The organism is Pseudomonas sp. MH9.2 (assembly GCF_034353875.1).
Classification (GTDB): domain Bacteria; phylum Pseudomonadota; class Gammaproteobacteria; order Pseudomonadales; family Pseudomonadaceae; genus Aquipseudomonas.
In genome coordinates this window covers 4043349-4061283 of the sequence record NZ_CP133784.1, presented here as the reverse complement: position 1 = coordinate 4061283, position 17935 = coordinate 4043349, and the positions used below count along the sequence as shown (strand labels likewise).

The 17935-nt window shown below is 58.7% G+C and carries 13 protein-coding genes and 1 pseudogene; all 14 read right to left on the bottom strand.

Annotated elements, in window-relative coordinates:
* Positions 1 to 75: 75 nt before the first annotated feature.
* Positions 76 to 1482 carry an amidase gene (locus tag RHM55_RS18700; protein WP_322177759.1) on the bottom strand — a complete coding sequence of 469 codons (1407 nt, stop codon included), beginning with the start codon at positions 1480 to 1482 and terminating at the stop codon, positions 76 to 78.
* Entirely contained in the window at positions 1479 to 2342 is an 864-nt protein-coding gene (locus tag RHM55_RS18695) for an alpha/beta hydrolase (protein WP_322177758.1), read from the bottom strand. The genes RHM55_RS18700 and RHM55_RS18695 overlap by 4 nt, the downstream gene beginning before the upstream one ends.
* A gap of 57 nt (positions 2343 to 2399) precedes the next feature.
* A complete protein-coding gene (locus tag RHM55_RS18690) occupies positions 2400 to 3734 on the bottom strand; it encodes a Rieske 2Fe-2S domain-containing protein (protein ID WP_322177757.1) in 1335 nt (444 codons plus the stop codon).
* 150 nt (positions 3735 to 3884) lie between these two features.
* Complete coding sequence (locus RHM55_RS18685) at positions 3885 to 4883, bottom strand: AraC family transcriptional regulator (RefSeq protein ID WP_322177756.1); 999 nt, start codon at positions 4881 to 4883, stop codon at positions 3885 to 3887.
* Positions 4884 to 5330: 447 nt separating this feature from the next.
* Positions 5331 to 5870: a cupin domain-containing protein gene (locus RHM55_RS18680; protein ID WP_322177755.1), complete on the bottom strand. Its 540-nt coding sequence runs from the start codon at positions 5868 to 5870 to the stop codon at positions 5331 to 5333.
* Positions 5871 to 5926: 56 nt separating this feature from the next.
* A complete protein-coding gene (locus RHM55_RS18675; protein WP_322183019.1) occupies positions 5927 to 7024 on the bottom strand; it encodes an alcohol dehydrogenase catalytic domain-containing protein in 1098 nt (365 codons plus the stop codon).
* A 155-nt stretch (positions 7025 to 7179) separates the two neighbouring features.
* Positions 7180 to 8457, bottom strand: coding sequence for a DUF1329 domain-containing protein (locus RHM55_RS18670; RefSeq protein WP_322177754.1), 1278 nt, complete (start codon positions 8455 to 8457; stop codon positions 7180 to 7182).
* 17 nt (positions 8458 to 8474) lie between these two features.
* The gene (locus RHM55_RS18665; protein ID WP_322177753.1) at positions 8475 to 10079 is read right to left on the bottom strand and encodes a DUF1302 family protein; all 1605 of its coding nucleotides are present in this window, start codon (positions 10077 to 10079) and stop codon (positions 8475 to 8477) included.
* Between the two features lie 63 nt (positions 10080 to 10142).
* Entirely contained in the window at positions 10143 to 12518 is a 2376-nt protein-coding gene (locus tag RHM55_RS18660) for an efflux RND transporter permease subunit (RefSeq protein WP_322177752.1), read from the bottom strand.
* 34 nt (positions 12519 to 12552) lie between these two features.
* Entirely contained in the window at positions 12553 to 13593 is a 1041-nt protein-coding gene (locus RHM55_RS18655; RefSeq protein ID WP_322177751.1) for a YCF48-related protein, read from the bottom strand.
* Positions 13594 to 13866: 273 nt separating this feature from the next.
* Complete coding sequence (locus RHM55_RS26015) at positions 13867 to 14571, bottom strand: methyl-accepting chemotaxis protein (RefSeq protein WP_416152027.1); 705 nt, start codon at positions 14569 to 14571, stop codon at positions 13867 to 13869.
* Positions 14572 to 14781: 210 nt separating this feature from the next.
* Positions 14782 to 15033: pseudogene (locus RHM55_RS26010) on the bottom strand (methyl-accepting chemotaxis protein); the annotation flags it as partial.
* Positions 15034 to 15946: 913 nt separating this feature from the next.
* Complete coding sequence (gene dmpG, locus RHM55_RS18645) at positions 15947 to 16963, bottom strand: 4-hydroxy-2-oxovalerate aldolase (RefSeq protein WP_322177749.1); 1017 nt, start codon at positions 16961 to 16963, stop codon at positions 15947 to 15949.
* A 10-nt stretch (positions 16964 to 16973) separates the two neighbouring features.
* A complete protein-coding gene (locus tag RHM55_RS18640) occupies positions 16974 to 17915 on the bottom strand; it encodes an acetaldehyde dehydrogenase (acetylating) (protein WP_322177748.1) in 942 nt (313 codons plus the stop codon).
* Between the last annotated feature and the right edge of the window lie 20 nt (positions 17916 to 17935).

Here is a 17935-nt window from a genome sequence, read left to right as displayed (position 1 = left end):
ACGCCCAGGGCGTAGCGCTGATCCGAACAGTTCAGCGGCTGGACAGACGGAGCGGGCTGGATCATCGACGTAACCTCATTTTAGGCACTGCGGCCGCAGCCGATGCCAATCGCTGACCCGCTGCACCGCCATACCCGCGCGGCACAGCGTGGCTTCGCCCCCTTTACGCCCGATGAACTGCCCACCAATCGGCAGACCGCCTTCGGTCAGGCCAATCGGCAGGCTGATACAGGGGTGACCACTGACGTTAAAGGGTGCGGTGAACTGGATCAGGCGGCGGTTGGCCTCAGGGTCCAATGCCAGGCTGGACAGTTGCTCGTGAGTCGGCGCGGCATAGGGTTGCACCGGAGCCAGCAGCAGGTCCAGTTCATACAAAAGCATCTCGACCTGACCGGTGAATCGCTGTGCTTCCAACAGAATCCGCTGATAGTCCATGCCGTTCAGCTCTCGCCCGCCGTCGATCAGCCGCCGTAACGCCGGGCCGTACTGGCTGGCGTGCAGCGGATAGGTATCGGCATGCGCCACAGCGGTCTGTACGCCGCAGTGTGCCTCCCAATTCTGGCTGACGGCGCGGGTGTCGGGCATCCGAATGCTCAGCAACTTACCGCCACCGGCACGGATCATCGCCATGATCTGCTGTAACGCCTGCTGGATCACAGGATCCACGCCATCGCTGAGCCAACTTTCATCAATGCCTACTCGCAACCCGCGGAAGCTGTCGTCGATCCCGGGAACCTCCAGGCACACGCTGGGCTGGGAGGTGGGATCAAGCAGGTCATGGCCGGCGATAGTAGAAAGCAGGAACAGCGCATCACGCGCACTACGGGTAATTGGCCCTACGTGGTCGAGGCTTGCGGCCAGTTCAAAGGCGCCATGACGGCTGACTCGCCCCCAGGTCGGCTTCAACCCGGTCAGGCCGTTGGCGGCACAGGGGAAGCGAATCGAGCCGCCGGTATCGCTACCGATTGAGGCGTAACACAGTCCCGCAGCGGTGGCCACGCCGCAGCCGCTGGACGAAGCACCGGTCCAATGCCCCGGGTGCCAGGGGTTGTTCGGCGCGGTGATGTTCGGGTGGTGGATAGCGAAAGCACCCTCGGTCATTTGCAGCTTGCCCAGCATTACTGCGCCGGCTTCACGTAAACGGGAGACAACGGTGGCATCCTGATCAGGGATACGCGAAGCGTGCAAGGGCATGCCTACTGCGGTAACCACACCGGCCGTGTCAAACAGATCCTTGTACGCCACCGGAATGCCATGCAGCGGGCTGCGGCAGGTGCCATTAGCCAACTCTTGCTCGGCTTCTCGCGCTTGCTGCAAGGCCAGCTCCGGGGTCACCCGGGCGTAGCTGTGCAGACCCGGGTCCAGTTCGGCGATGCGGGCCAACTGCGCCTCGGTAACCTCCACCGGAGACAGCTTGCGGCTGCGGATCAGCAGCGACAGCTCGTGCATCTCGAGGTAATGCAGATCGCTTGGCAGGTTCATTCGTGTGCTCCGATAAAGCTCAAGGCCAGGCGGTTGAACTCATCCGGGCACTCGCTCTGCAGGTGGTGGGCAGCGTTGCCGAATACGTGCAGGCGGGCGTCGGGCAGGCGATTGAGCATCATCATCGGCACATCGACGCTGCCAAACCAGTCATGAAGGCCCCAGCACAGCAAGGTGGGTGCCTGAACCTGATCAAGCACTGGCAGCAGGCTTTCCCACTCGCCAAATGCACCAGGGGTTTGCAGCAGCTGGATAAAGCCGGCGTTATCACTGGCCTCGAAACGCAGGTGCAGGTTTTCGTCGTCCAGCAGCTCATCGTTGTGTAGCTCATAACGTCCCAGCAGCACACGCATCTTACTGATGCTCGGACCATCATCAGCGAGGTAGTAGTCACTCATCAAAGTCGCGGCGTGCTTACTGAACAGCGGCAGCGGCTGCAGTACACCGCGATCGACGGGCTGCGCGCCGATACTGATCAACCGGCCAACGCGCTGCGGAGAGTCTGCGGCCAGGCGCAAAGCCACCGCGCCGCCAAGAGACTGGTTGATCAGATGCACACGTTCCAGGCCAAGAGCGTCCATGAAACCCAACAATTTGCGTGCATGCCAACCTAACAGAGGCCCGTGAACCGGAACCATATCCGAGCGGCCGAACTGGGCAAAATCGAGGAAGTAGCAACGGTGCCGAGTCGCGAACGTCTCAGCACTCAGACGGAAATTGCTCCAGGCTGTGCTGCCCGGACCACCACCATGGGTAAATATGACCGGCAATCGAGGGGTGTCTTGGCCAACGACCTGATAATGCAGACGAACGCCATCGACCGACACAAACTGACTGACTGGAGGGGTTAACTTGGGCATAGGGGGCTCCACCAAAAAGTGAGCCAGCGCTTCGTGAAAAACGCTGGCTCGGTCACCTCAGTCCTCGATCTGACGGACTTTGTAGCCTGGGCGATGACCGTCGGCGGTGTCCTTGAAGATCAGGCTGGAATCCTTCACCGAACCGGCAACACCACGTCCCGGTTTAGCGATACCGCGATTCCAGCGCGAAGCCAGCTTGCGCCAGGTGATCGGGGAGATATCGGTCGCCACCAGTTGCTCATCGTCCCAACCGGTACCATCGGTGTAGAAGTTCTGCATGGCTTCGCGGGCGTACAGATCACAATCGTTGAAACCGTGCAGGCAAAGTGGCTTGTACACGCGGTCGTAGCGATACTGGTTTTTCTCACGCTCTTCATCGGTGTTGCACACTCGCACAAGGATTTCCCAATACTCGTGGGTGTCGTCGGTAATCGGCACATACCACTCGTACTGCGTCATGTGCTCGCTTGGCCAGTTTTCCACCATAAGCACGCCCGGCAGGACCACGGAGGTCCGGTAGAAACGTCCTTTGAGGCCATCCACTTTCAACCCCAGAAGGTCGTTCTCCAGCACCGGCTTCCACTTCTCGGTGAACATCCATTGCATCAGACCTTTAGGTCCGGTTTCATTCTCGACCACCGCAATGCAGTCGTCGGCGGCCGGCAACAGGCCCAGCGGGAGCACCCAATCCATGGCGTGAACGATGGTGTTGTCCTTGTGCACCAGGATGTGAGCGTTGTCGAAGCCGTTTTCACACGCAATACGCCAGTTACCGTAGCCGGTGCGGTGCATGCCCAGGGCCACGGCATTTTCATCCAGTACGCTCGGCGAGGCAGGCCACAGCGGGTGCGGGAAGGCTTCGCTATTTTCCGGAAAACGGAACGGCAAGTCGTCTGCCAGCGGTGGCACATCTTCATTGGGGAAGCTGTCTTCTCGCACGAATACGAAAATCATGCCGTTGATTTCGTGCACCGGGTAAGTGGTGATACCGGTGGTGCCAATCAGTTTGTCGTCCGGGTTGGCGACGATGGTCACCAGGGTGCCACTCTCCAGATCGAAGGTAAAACCGTGGTACCAGCAGGAAATAGTGCTCTTGGTGAAGCACATCGGTTTTTCGGAAAGACGCACACCACGGTGCAAGCACTGGTCCTTGAGCGCATAGACCTTGCCGTTGACGCGACGCAGGACAATTGGCACGCCGCAAATCTGGATACCTTCAACCTGGTCCTCGGCCAGTTCATGGGTGAACAGGGCTGGATACCAGTGATTGATAAAGCCCCAGGCCGCATCTTTGTAAGGTTGGTACTGGCTTTGTGTTTTGGAGTTGTTGACGCGGGCATCGCTGATACCCGTTTTGACGATGCGCCGACGAATGATAGGTTGCTCGGACATACTGATTCCCTTGCTAACAGGATCGGCGCCGCCCTGTGCGGCGCTGTTGCAGTCATCCTAAGAACCTCCAGGAGGGCTGACGATCCCGATACCGTTTCGCTTATCCTTCCAGCGCAAAAAGATGCAGGGCCTGTAGGGATGACGGCGCGCTCAGCGCGCCAGGGTTGCAGAAGGGCTTTCGCCGAAGCGACGTTTGTAATCAGTGGTGAAGTGCCCTAGGTGATTGAACCCCCAGCGGAAGGCGACCGCTGTTACTGTTTCGCTGCCCGAACTCAGCCGCAGCAGCTCTTCATTGACGCGACGCAGACGCATTTCCTTGAGGTACAGCATGGGTGATGTATCGCGGTAACGCCGAAAGCCCGTGAACAACGAACGACTGCTGACGCCAGCGTGCTCAGCCATGTCGACGATGGTAATCGGTTCGTGCGCGTGGTCTTCGATGTAGCGTTCGACACGCTTGACGAACGAAGGCGCAAGCGAGGGAACGTCGGCCAAAATCTCCGCCGAATAGTTGTGTGGTTGATTGGTCAGCAGCATGTGAACCAGGCCACTTTCCAATTGGGCAGACATCAAAGGCGACAGATCGTCATCCTGCGAAAGGCAGTCATACACCCAACTGACCATACGCAACCAGCGTGCGCCGGATTCACTAGCGATCGGGATGGCAGACTCGAATTCAATGTTTTTGGTCAGGGTGCGGCCCAGCAACTGCTGGCAATGCTGCTCAATCAGGCTGCGTTCAATACGGATGATCAGTTTTTCGGTATTGGGACGGTGGTTGATCAGTGATTTCGTGTGGGCGTTGATCACCGTGCCCATGCTTGGGTTGCACAGCACTTTCTGTTCGCCTAACTGAATCTGCTCCTCACCGCGAATCGGCATCTGGATCAAGGCAAAGGTATCGAGTACCCCCGGTTTGATGGTCAACGCACCACCGTAACTCATTCGGCCAATACCGATACCACCCGCCCGACGGTAAAAAATGCTGGTGTTTAGCGAGCTTTTTGCATCCAGATTACAGAGGTGGTTTTCGCAGAATATTTTTTCGCCGCATTGGCGGGCCTCCTCAAGATCACGGGTTCGACAAATTTCGTAACGCGCAAGTACAGCCTCAGGAGCAGTGACCGGACGGAAACTAAGCTGTTCCATGTACAACCCTCTACGACCTGGCCAGGCATCCAGATCGCGATATCACACGATTTATAAGATCCACAGTACGTGCCGCAGATCATTCTTGTTATCGCAGTCGCTGGCTGAGCCACTTGCCACCATTCCCAGGGCAAATACGCACAGTTTCAGTGCGCGGCGAGGTGTAATCACCGCAAGGAACGAGGTAATCACCTCGCAAAAACCCAGCGCGCCTCACCGTTTGGTATCACCTGGTTCAGGTATGGATAACTACCCCCTGAACCAAGCATTTAACGTGCCTGAACGCTCAAATATAAGTATTTAAAACGACCGATGAGACACCCACTTTAGAACGTCACGCCATCCTCGGATCCCCTGCAAATAATCCCATCGAATCAATCACTTATTGGCCGCCTGGACAATTGACCACCCCTCACGGCCCTCCCTTGAAAATGACCGGAGATAACATCAACGACGCGTGGCACCGACCATGACGAACATCACCCGTGCCGGACTGTTACCGGTGTTACGCCAAGCGTGTCGCGTACCCATCTGCACAACCACGTCACCGGCTTTGAGCAAGGCGCTTTCCCCGTCATCAAGTAGCAACGTCAGCTCGCCGTCGACAATGACGCCGTAATCAATGGTATCGGTGCGGTGAAAGCCCGGCGCATCAGCTTCGAAGGTCTGCGCCAGACCCGGAACGCGTGCATTCATCTCATCCGCGGCCAGTGGATCGGCATCCACCGGCACCTCGGTCGACTCCGGCGGGAAGCTCACCAGCATGACACTGGTTCCCGCCACAGCAGGCAACACCGAGGTCACATGGCTTAAAGGATCTTGCGCCTCGCCACCGACTTGCGGTTGTGCATCGGTCTTCCAGAACAGGGCTGCACTAAAGCCCGGGATATGGGTGAAGGATTCATCGCCCGCAACCGGACCGGAACTGACCACGCAGGAACGACCCTGGGCGTCATGCCCGGTCACTACACGTTGTGCACGCTTCATGGGTTTCTCCACTGTGGCTGGGCGACGTGCACCGCTGTGCCGCCGCCAGCACTCGATTATTGGTAAGCGATGTGGAAATTGCTGAAGCCATTGCCCTGAGTCTGGATATCATCCAGCGCATCGTTGAGGCGCTCCAGCGGATAAGCGTGCGACTCGAGCAGCGACAGATCGAGGATACCGGACTCGACCATGCTGGCCATTTCCTCTGCCTCTGCGGTGGTGAACCACAGCGAGCCAATGTATTGCAGTTGCGCACACATAAAGGGGTGCGGATCAATCGGGATAGGACCGGCCACGCCACCAATCTGTACGATCCGACCGCCACGGCCGACTGCCTGCATGGCATCCACCGACAAGTGCGCGGGAGCCTTGGCACCCAAGGTATCGAGCATCACATCAACACCGCCCGGCACCTGCGCCAGCACTTGTTCATGAATCACGCCGCCCCCTATCAGCACCGGTACGACACGCCTAGGATCAAGGGCCTTGAGCCGTTTCAGGGCGTCGGCATCGCGGGCGACTACCACGACTCGCGCAGCACCGAATGCCAAGGAAAGAAGGGTCGCACCAACACCGAGGGTTCCGCTTGCCCCAAGAATAAGAACGCTCTGCGAAGGGCGCAGGGCCGCCTTGCGGATTGCCGAATAAGCAGTACCCAGATAGCCAAAGCGGGTAGCGTGGGCAAAGCTCAGGCACTCGGGCAGACGCACCAGATTGTTGCCATGGGCCGTCATGTATTGGCCATAACCGGCGTAGGGATAACGCTTGAATACCTGCTGCGAGCCTGGCCCAAAGCCGAAGTAACCCATGAAGGTGTAGGCCTGGCAACGCGGCGCTTCACCTTCACGGCACCAGCGACACTCGCCACAACCGATGCCCGGATTGACGTAGACCCGATCCCCGGGTTTGAACACAGTAACTGCGGAGCCGACCGCCGCCACCGTACCGGCCGAGTCCAGGCCAAAAATGGCCGGCAGCTCGGGCAGCGGTAAAAAGGGATACCACTCAGGGAAATGGGTGGTGACGTTTTTCAGGTTAGGAATGATCCCACTGGCCGCGACCTTGATCAGCACATCGTGAGGGCCGGGAGTGGGGACAGGGATATGGTCGACAATAAATCGACCGCCTATTTCGTGAAGACGGGCTGCTTGCATCAACGACACACAACACTCCTCGGGTCGCAGAAACGGCGCAAGGCCGGGGCGACCGCTTTATTGTTGTTCTTTTAGTACGGAATCAGGGCCTCATCAATTACCCGAACCACGACGGGTCCGGGCAACGGGCGCACATAAAGATGGACCGTCAGGCGTTAGTGACCAGCGCCCTGCAATGCCTGTAACGAAAAGTCGGTAGGCTTGGCGACGAAGTTGGTACGCCAACTGGTGGTGTCGATCAGCGAGACAGTCGCGTGGTTACGCTGGTAATCAATGACCGCCCCTGCGGTGGTACGGATATCGCCATCGGTGACGTTGGCATAGGAGTGAAATTCCATAAACTTCCAGAACTCGCCCTTGCGGTTGTAGGCCTCACCGTAGTGAATACGCGGGTATTTCACATCGATGTAGAGCACCTTTTTGCTGTAAGGGTGGATGGACGGAGTAATGGCTTCGATGACGTAGACTTCACGCACTTCGTAGTTGTTGCCGTTCATGTTCCAGTAAGGTGGCTCGTTCTGCAGAATCGGATACCGTTCGGCAAACGTTTTACCTTCCTTGTTCCAGATATCGGTTCCGGTCTTGCTCGCGGTCACCGCCAGAATGCTGCGCTTACCCAGTAGCTTGTATTCCGGATACCAGCATGGACGGGCGTTGAAGATTTCCAGATCATCCTGCAGCTGGTCAGATGAGCCCACCGGGTCCATCCAGGCTCCCCCAGACAGCTGGCGCACGCGGCGAACAGCCGGGATATAGGCCCACACGCTGTTCACTTTCGCCGAGTCATACATAACGGTGTAAGTACCCAGCCCCTTCATATCGGACGGAGACTTGAAGTACAGCAGCTGACGACCGCGCTCACTGCCATCACCTTCAACAGTGCTGCCACCCGTCAGGCGACCCTTCATGGCGTAACGGGTGAACTCAGCCACCGGCTCGGCGTGTACGCCTTTCTTGCCATCGATCAGTACTTGGGTGTAACCCGGTACTTGCGAGACATCGCCTACCAGTTGACCCAAGTGCCAGTTCCAGACGATCTTCTCGGCCGCCTCAGGGTCCTTCACGTCTATGTTCGGGAACGGTGCGCCCGCCCCCCAACCGTCGATACGGCATTCCTGCCGGTTGATAGAGGTCTTGCCTGCGTTGGCATTGGACGCTTTGACCCAGCGGGGGTCCAGCGGTACTTCCCTGGAAGCGGCCAATGGCAGTTTCCAGCCATCGTTGCGGATGCGCCATTCCATCTTCTCGGTCAACAGACTGGCGATGGTGTGACCTTCAAAGGTGTTGCCCTTGATCTGGTCGAGGTTGGCAGCCGAGATAACCGTGCCCACCGGTACCTCGGCAGCCATGGTCAGGCTTGCCAGGCTGCCGATGGCAGTGATCAGGCCCGCCAGAAACGGGGTGCGTAGAGCATGACAAAACATAGCCATCATGTAGTCTCCGATTGGACTTAAAAGAGGTAGGTCAGGCTGGTGTACAGCTGATCGCGGTTATGGAAGTAGCCAAACAGGGTGGTGGTGTCACACGTCGCCAGATTGCCCGGCTGACAGTTCTTGGAATCGTGAGACCCGTTATCCCAGAAAGCATCGTATTCAACTTTCCAGCGAACTTTGCTGGACAGCTCAAAGGTCACTGACGGCACCGCAAAACCACCACCGTTGCTCAGGTCGGCACCGAGAACCAGCTGTGGTCGAACACGCCCGTTTGCGTAGCTCAGGTCAAAGATCGTGGTCCCCATGGCCGAATGTTCCTTGACCTTGCCACCCCAGCCCACGCTGTACAGCAGTTGGTCATTTTTATCGAAGTTCTGCACCCACTTGTCGAACAGCTGCACGGAGAAAAACATGGGTTTTTCGGTGCCCAGCCAGGTTTGGGTGGCGGCGATGTTCTTGTCCATGCGCAGCATCAGCGCAACGACATCCTTCTTGGTATAGCCATCGAAGCCTGGCGCGATGTACTGGCTGAGCATGGTCGGGGTCTTGGCTTCAAACTGATACGGCGCATCCTTGATATAGGCCACCTCGGTACTGAACACCGCATCAGCCAAATCGGAGTAGCGGCTGGCGGTAAAGCCGAAGATATCAACAAGCGGGTAGATGATTTCACCGGCCAGACCACGTGTCTGGTCAGTGCCCGTCGAGGTCGCGCCGGAGGGGACCCCTGGCATACCGAACAACGCCAGGTTGTTCGAAGGGTTTAGAATCGGCGCGTTGTAGTAAGTTTTCAGGTACGACAACGAGTAGTTTGTATCACCGTAGAGGCCGCTCCAACGAATACCACCGGTTACGTCATTTACACTGCCTTCACTGCTTTTGTAGTTGTATGGGTCGATGTTGCGAAAATCCACGCCCGCATATGGCTGACTCGACCAGCGACCACCGTAGATGTCGATTTCGGTACCGATGTCATTCTTGCGGTCCCAACCCGGACGCACAAACAGTTCAACGCCGCCGTTGTACTCCGGCACGTCGATGTTGAACTTGGCCATGATGTTGGTTTTGCGCAACTCTTCGTTGGCAGGCTCCAAAAACGAGCGCCAGGTATCGTCGAAGCCGTGCACGAGGTCGTTGGCAGCAAAGAAATCAGTCTCGCCCCAGGCAATCTGCTGTTTACCGAAGCGCAGCCTGGTGCGTTCGCCCAGTGGCAAATCCACGTACAGCTCACGGATTTCAGTTTTGTCGTAGAGGTCGGTGATATCACCGCGACCGTCAGCCTCGTGATAGTTATTGGCGCCCATTTTCTCCAGGTGCGTGAGGAAGCTGGTCTCTACCTCCCGTACCCCGCGCAACTTGGCGACGAAAGATAAGTCGTCACTGGGTTTCCACTGCAAGTTCAGGCGCGCGGTACTGCGCATCATCGACAGCTTGCCGCGGTCGTTATAACCAGGGGTGTCTTCCCAGTTCTTCATGTTCCACGACATTTCCTGGCGCAGGTAACCGTCGTAAGTGAAGGTATCGTCAGCGAGCGCTGGCGTGGCAACCACGCCCAGTGCGATAGCCGTCGCGATGCTGTTGAACGAGGTAAGCGGTTGCATGCCCCGGATCAGTTTGCTCATGGATGTACTCCCCAATAAGTGATGGCAGCGATTGAATGAGTGCTCTTGTTATTGTTTTTCGCCTCAACCCAGCTCAATCCTTGCGTTCGACTGACTGGCGACTGGCGTCTGTTTGTGCTCACCAAATATGAAGTGAGGCCGGAACACGTAGATCAGCGAAGGCATGACGAACAGCGCGGAGAATGCTGAAGCGCTTAGCCAGATCGCCATCAACAGACCCATCTCGGCCTGAAAGCGCAGCGACGAAGCCCACCACAACAGGGTGGCCAGGATCAGCACGCTGGCGGTCACGATCACGCCCATACCGGACGAGTGCAGAGAAATACGCACGGCCTCCTCGGCGCTTTTGCCGATGGCGATTTCTTCCTTGATGCGATCGGCGATGTAGAAGGCGTAATCCACGCCAAGCCCAATCCCCAAGGCCGCGACCGGTACGGTATTGATGCTCATACCGATCCCCTTCCAGGTCATAAAGGCGAAGGTCAGCATGTTGGAAATGATCACCGGCACCATGAACACCATGCCGGCCATCGAGGAGCGGTACACCACAGTGCAGATCAGGGCCAGCACCATCAGGGCCAGCGCAATGGCTTCGATCTGGCTGGCGAGGATGATCTCGTTGACCGCTGCCATGACCCCGATCAGGCCACCGGCCAGGTGCCACTGGCCCTGGGCAAGCGGGTTTTGCGCGATGAACTCCTTGATCCGTGCCATGGCGGTGCGGATGGTCTCGCCCTGGCGATCCCGGAACATCAGGGTTACGGCGCCGTTGGCATACTGCTCGTCGGCAAAGCGCGAGATATCTCCCGGCTCGGATACCGAGTCGAGCATGGCCACCAGGCTGCCGTTGATCGCGCTGGTATCGCCCAGCTCCAGATAACGCGGGTTACCTTCGCGCAGGCTGACGTTAACTTGTGGCAGCACATCGGCCAGCGAAATCGAGCCGCCGATCTCAGGCTGTGCCTCGATAAAACGCTGAAAGCTGTTCATCGCGTGCAGGGCTTCGTTGCTCTTCATCAGCCCTTGGTTACCGTCTTCACCCAGCACCACAAACATACGGTCTACGCCTTCGAAGCGCTTGTTGATTGCCGCCGAATCGACGTTGTATTCCGATTGCGGCCAGAGAATCGGTGAACCAGGATTGGCATCACCGATTTTCAGGTTCAGCGAATAAACGCCAGCACACACCACCACCACAAAGGTGCTGGCCAGCACCACGTAACGAGCGCGCGACAAGCTCACGCGGGTCGCCAGGTCAAGCACCTTATTCAGCATTGGAATACAGTTGAGCGGATGCACCATCCCGTGCGGCCTGCGGATAAACGAGAGCATCACCGGGGTCAGAATCACGGCGCTGACGGTCAGCGTCAGCACCCACACCACCGCAAGAACAGTGAGTTTCTGCAGCATCGGAATCGGGCTCAGGGCGACCACCGCCATACACGCCGCATCAGCAATGACCCCCAGCATGCCTGGCCTGAACAAGTCGGACAGGGCTACGCGGGCCGCGATTTTGGCCGTGTCCGCGTGAGCGGGCAAAAGCTGCAACTCATCATCGAAACGGTTGACGATCTGCACTGAGTGCGACACAGCACGCGAAGTGATCAACATCGCCACCACGATCACCAGTGGCTCGAAACTGATGTTCAGCAGGTGGCAGATGCCCAATGCCCAAGAGGCACTGACGGCACCGGCGAGCAGCGGCAACAGCATCCCGCGCCACGTACGCAGAAGGACAAACAGCATGACCAGAGTGACCAGCAGAGCGATGCCGACCAGCAGGAAAGTTTCCGAAAGGTAGTGGCCCACCCAGCCATAAAGCATTGGGTCGCCCACTACGCGGATATGCACCTTGCCATCATCGACGCTGGCAATCAGGGTGCGAATCTCCTGGAACACTTTGCTGTAGTTGACCTGATCGTCGATGAAGTCGACCGTGATCAGCGTCGCCTGCATATCCTTGGACACATAGGGCCCGTAGACCAACGGGTTGCGCAGCACGGCCTGCTTGAGCGCGGCCATGGCGTCGGCGTTGGCCGGCAGCTCCGGCCACATCAGTGGCAGGCTCTCGATACCGGCAGTGGACGCCCGCACTTCTTTGAGTTTCTTCGAGGCCAGGGAGGTGATCTGGTAAGGGTTGACCGCCGAGACTTCACGCAGCCCCAACGTCACTTCACGGACTTTTTCCAATACCTGAGTCTGGAAAATATCGCCCTCATCGACCTCAAACATGATGGTGACTATGTTTGAGCCGCCGAATGTGTCTTTGAACTTCTCGTGTGTCTGCACGTATTCGTGCCGTGACGGCAGCATGTCTTCAAATACAGTGCGAACCTCAATGTGCAGGGCGAACCAACCCAGCACCAACGTCATACACAACAGGCCACTGGCAACCCAGGCACCGCGCCGGATGCAGAACTCGGCTATACGTTCGATCATGGAATGCTCTCGCTTGAATTAGGCAACTAGGGGTTCAGGGCTTCAGCAGGGACCAGACCTTGCCGTGCCAGCGACCGATGTCGGCACCCGCCAGCCAAATGCCGTCGGCCACGGGCATCGCCCGAACATGCCAGGACAGGTTCTGTGCATCGAGGGTCCCGGATTGCCAACCCTTGGCATCGCCACTGGCCCAACGCCCCAAAGCACCGGTGACAAACCAGGCGCCCTGCTCTTGCAGCCAGGCCACATCAAACAGGTGATCGTGCAGACCGACGTCTATCACTTCCCAGTGCTGCCCACCGTCCCGAGTTTCCATTACGGCACCCTCCAGGCCGACGGCCATGCCGTGCTGAGCATCGCGAAACGTCAACGCCATCAGCGAGCTGGACAGTGGCGACTCAACCTCTCGCCATTCCCCGGTCTCGAGGTTACCGAGCAGCACGCGCCCGAACTCGCCCACCAACACCAGTTGACCGCTGCCGAGAATTGCTACGTCGTTCCAGGCCACATCTTCCTCGTCACGCAGACGCTGCCAGCTGCGGCCAAAGTCGCGACTGATCAGCACCGCCCCCATCTCGCCGGTGGCGATGGCCAGTCCCCCGGCACCGATGCGAACACGGTTGAGCTTGTTGGCGGTTGCCGAGCGCGGCACATCGGCCGCCTGATTCCAGTGCAGCCCACCGTCAAGACTGAACAGGACTACCCCGTCATTACCTACCGCCACGGCGTGCTCGGCATCCCAGACGGCTATGTCCTGCAGGGTGTTGCGGGTTGGAGTGCTCAAGCGGCGGATCTGGCCATCCCGGCTGATCGACAGGATCTTGCCGTAGGAACCACTGGCCAGTAAGGCGCCCCCCGGCAGCTCTGCCAGTCCATAGAACTGATCGCGACGCTCAAGTGCGGACGCAGCGACGGTACCGCCCACCGGCTGTGGACGGATAAAGAGCCCAGCCCCCAACAGCGCTGCGATGATGGTCCACGGAAGAAGCATCATGATGAGCTTCAGCAGACGCGCACCGATGCCTGGCGCAGAAACCTGCGTGAGGATGTGTTCACTGGTAGAAAGGTTCGACATGGGACTGATCCATACGTAAATCGCTATCCGGAAGCTGATAACGAAGCTAGCGGTTACATTAGGTGTCCATGCCCCCACGGACTATCCGTCTACTGCTTGGCTTATCCGCCCAGTGCAAGTTAATGATCCGGGTCAATTTTCATCGCTGCACGGGGGCGTACGAGCGCCATTCAGAGCCGCTCGTATTTATTTATTTTTTGTTTTAAATCAATAGCTTGAATATGATTACGAGAGAGACCACCACGGCGTGGTACACGGCACCACCGGGCGGACTCAGAGTTTGAAACGACTGACCAAGGCGTTGAGCCGTGTGGCGCTTTTATCCAGATCCCCACTGCGCTGATTGACCAGGCGGGCGCTCTGCGAAGCACTTTCGGCCGAGTCGGCGATACTCACCAGGCTGCGCGACAGGAGCTCACTGGTGGTCGCCTGCTCTTCGGTGGCCGTAGCGATCTGCTGACTCATATGACGCATCTGGCCGATCACCTGCGACAGCGTCTGCAAGGCCTCGCTGGCCTCTCGCGCACTGACAACGTTGGCCTGCGAGGCGCTACGGCTCTGAACGATGATGTCGACCACCGTACGTGTGCGCGCCTGAATCAAATTGACGCTGCGGTTCACTTGCTCGGTTGAGATGTGAGTACGCTGCGCCAGTGCCCGTACTTCGCCCGCCACCACGGCAAAACCGCGGCCTTGCTCGCCAGCTCGCGCAGACTCGATGGCCGCGTTGAGCGCCAGCAAGTTGGTCTGATCGGCAATATTGCTGATCACCGCAACGATGGTGCCAATCGACTGGCTGGCTTCATCCAGTTGCGTGGCCAAGCCAGAAACGTGCTCGAGGGTTTGCGCATCCAGGTTGATCGCCTCCACCAGACTGGACACCGTGGCCTGCCCGCGTGCGACGGCCTGATCGCCCTCGCCGCTGGCCTGAGCCGCCTGCCCGGCGTTGCCGGCTACCTCCTCGATAGTCGCCGCCATCTGCTGCATAGCGGTCGCCAGCTGCCCCACTTCATCGCGCTGTGCATCCACCGTCAGCCCAGACGCGCAGCTCTCTTCCTGCAACTCGGAGGAGGTTTTCTGCAGCGCGAGACTGGTGCCCTTGATCTCCAACACCAGATCAGCCATTGCACTGAGAAAGTGATTGAACTCGCGTGCAAGCGTCGCCAGTTCATCATCGCCCCTGGCCGGCAGGCGCAAGCACAGGTCAGCCTCACCGGATGCCAACTGCTGGATGGCCTGCACCACGGCTTCCAGCGGCCGCGACAAGGCACGCCCCAGCAAAAACACGGTAGCGCCCAACGCCAATGCGGCAAATCCGCCGAGCAGAATAAGCTGCAAGGCCAGCGTCTTGACCCCTCCGAGCAGCGCCGAACTGGGAAAAGCGAGCCCCAGCGACCAAGGCGTGCCGGTATCCCCGATAGTCACCGGCGTCACCAGCATAAAAACCTCTTCGGCCATCGCCGGCGAGATAAAACGCAGTGTCATTGCGACGCCACCACGTACCGCGTCGATGACGACTTTAAGATGATCACCCAGGAAGTCTCCCTCGCTTTCAGCTTGCGTGCGACCCACCCTGCTCGGGTCCGGGTGGGCAACCAGGGTCGTATCATGGGCAATCAACACCGCCAGTCCGACCTCCAATGGACGCAGTTCGGCAACCCGCTTCTGCAACTGTGCCGCATCCAGGCCAATGCCAAAGCTGCCCACTACCCGGCCATTGTCACGCACCGGAACCAGCACGGCGATCACCACCCTGTCACCACCGGCGCTGCCCAGGCGCAGCAGCGGGATCACACTTTCCCGCTCGCCAGCGTTCTGCCCGAGGGCGCTGAGCAGGGCCTGGCGCTGATCATCCAAACCAGGGTTGAGCGTTTGGCCGGCGCGCAGCCAGAGCACCGCCTGATCTTGCGACGAGCCACTCGGCACCCACCAGACCGCAGTGGCCTGAGGCGTGCTGCGGAGCAAGGATTCGATCATTTGGTCAGCGATGCGCCGATCCTGCAACTGGCCGTCGATCAACTCATAGCCCAACAGTTCGGCGGTGTTACGCGCCGAGTACAGCGAAGCATTGAAATAGCCGCTGATATCCGTCGCCTGGCGCTGGGCAATCGCCTCCACAGCCACTTCGGCAAGCTTTTCGGTGGAACCTTTGCTCGACTGATAGACCAGCAACACGGTGGCCACGTAAATCAACAGCGTGATGGGCAGGACCGTTAGTAAAAGCTTTTTCGTCATCGACAAGTTGGACAGCATCGGGACACCTCTTCTCGGCCGGGGCTGAACCACTGCGAGTGCCTGTAAAGTTTCTTCGCAAAAAAAAGCCGTGACAGGCACGGCATAAAGGAGCTACGGATCAAGCACGCTGCTTGAGAAGATCCAGAGCGACATCAACGATCATGTCTTCCTGACCGCCGACCATGCGTCGACGTCCCAACTCAACAAGGATGTCGAGGGTTTTCAGGCCGTACTTCGCGGCCACCACTTCGGCATGACGCAGAAAGCTGGAGTACACACCGGCATAGCCCAACGCCAGGGTTTCGCGATCGACCCGCACCGGGCGGTCCTGCAGCGGACGCACCAAATCATCGGCGGCGTCCATCAGGCGGTACAGGTCGGTGCCGTGATTCCAGCCCAGACGCTCGGCAGCGGCGATGAAAACTTCCAGCGGTGCATTGCCAGCACCAGCCCCCATGCCCGCCAGACTTGCGTCAACGCGGTCGCAACCCTCCTCCACCGCAGTGATGGAGTTGGCCACACCGAGGCTGAGGTTGTGGTGGGCGTGCATGCCGGTTTGAGTCTCGGGATTTAATGTGGCCTTGAAGGCACGCATGCGGACACGAATATCCTGCATGTTCATCGCGCCACCGGAGTCAGCCATATAGATGCATTGCGCGCCGTACGACTCCATCAGCTTGCCTTGAGCGGCCAGCTGCTCAGGCTCGATCATGTGGCTCATCATCAGAAAGCCCACAGTGTCCATGCCCAGTTCCCGGGCAAATTCGATATGTTGCCTGGAGACATCCGCCTCGGTGCAGTGCGTGGCTACACGTACCGAGCGCGCGCCGGCCTTGTAGGCTTCCTTAAGGTCGTGCACGGTGCCGATGCCGGGAATCAACAGCACGGTGATTCTGGCATTTTCGATCACGTCCGCCGCCGCTTCGATCCATTCCAGGTCGCTGTGGGCGCCGAAGCCGTAGTTGAAGCTCGAACCCTGCAGCCCGTCGCCGTGAGTGACTTCAATGGCATCGACATTGGCTTGATCCAGTGCGCGAGCAATGTCCTGCACGTTCTGGATTGAGTACTGATGACGAATGGCGTGGCTGCCATCGCGCAGGGTCACATCGGAGATATAGAGTTTCTTGTCAGTCATGCTCATGTCCTCAGGCCTCACCGCTCAGCATTCTTTCAGCCATGCGCTCGGCTGTAGCCATGCCGGCGGAGGTCATGATGTCGAGGTTGCCCGCATACGCCGGCAGGTAGTGGGCAGCCCCTTCGACTTCCAGGAAGATGGACGTCTTCAGACCCGAGAACCGGCCCAGGCCCGGAATGTTCAGCGGCGCGTCTTCGGGGATCACGTCGAACTGCACCTGCTGCTTAAGACGGTAACCCGGTACGTAAGCGTTGACTGCCTGTTCCATCGCCAGGATGGAGGCTTGCACGGCCGCCTGATCAGCAGCCTCAGACAGCACGAACACGGTATCGCGCATGATCAGCGGCGGCTCGGCCGGATTCATGATGATGATCGCCTTACCCTTGGCGGCACCGCCGATCACTTCGATAGCCTTGCTGGTGGTTTCGGTGAACTCGTCGATATTGGCACGGGTTCCTGGGCCAGCGGATTTCGAGGCAATGGAGGCGATAATCTCGGCGTAATGCACCTTGGCCACGCGGGAGACGGCCGCCACCATCGGAATGGTCGCTTGGCCACCACAGGTGACCATGTTCACGTTGAGTTTGTCGACATGCTCCGCGCCGTTGACCACTGGCACGCAATACGGACCAATGGCCGCCGGCGTCAGGTCGATCAGGCGAATGCCTGGTTTGATCGAACGCAGGAATGCGTCGTTCTTCACGTGGGCCGAAGCGGAGGTGGCATCGAAGACAAAGTCGATGTCCTTGAACTCGTCCATTTGGGTCAACCCGACTACACCTTGGTGGGTAGTGGCGATCCCCAGGCGCGCAGCACGCGCCAGACCATCGGAGTTGGGATCGATACCGACCATCACAGCCATTTCCAGGCGCTTGCCGTGGCGCATGATCTTGATCATCAGGTCGGTACCAATGTTTCCCGAGCCGATAATGGCAACCTTGAGTTTCTTCATGGTGATGTGCTCTTAACGTT